Source organism: Vibrio sp. OPT18, from assembly GCF_015163615.1.
Taxonomy (GTDB): Bacteria; Pseudomonadota; Gammaproteobacteria; order Enterobacterales; family Vibrionaceae; genus Vibrio; species Vibrio coralliirubri.
Map to the genome: position 1 here is coordinate 1 of NZ_JADDYK010000101.1, position 429 is coordinate 429.

At 40.8% G+C, this 429-nt stretch carries 1 tRNA gene and 1 rRNA gene; both read right to left on the bottom strand.

From position 1 onward, the window contains the following. Window positions 1-190: 190 nt before the first annotated feature. A tRNA-Ala gene (locus tag IQQ51_RS24665) sits at window positions 191-266 on the bottom strand. 76 nt (window positions 267-342) lie between these two features. Then, window positions 343-429, bottom strand: a 16S ribosomal RNA gene (locus tag IQQ51_RS24670); the annotation flags it as partial.

The following is a 429-nucleotide window of genomic DNA, read 5'->3' on the forward strand; positions in this document are numbered from 1 at the left end:
TGAATCGAATACAAGACACTTGAATGTGTTTGTTGTGTTCATCTAATGAAAGATAAACATTGAGAACTTTTAAATTTGATTGAATTACTCGTAAGTAAATCAATCAGTCAGCTTTCCAAATTGTTAAAGAGCTAGATATTTCAAAAGAAATAACCATTTTTAAAGATTCTTAAGGAAGAACACTTAAAGATGGTGGAGCTATGCGGGATCGAACCGCAGACCTCCTCGCTGCCAGCGAGGCGCTCTCCCAGCTGAGCTATAGCCCCATCTGGAAAAGTATTTCCTACTCTTAACTTATTAAACCATCAATCTGTGTGGGTACTCATCGTAAATATCTTCGTATAAGGAGGTGATCCAGCCCCAGGTTCCCCTAGGGCTACCTTGTTACGACTTCACCCCAGTCATGAACCACAAAGTGGTGAGCGTCCT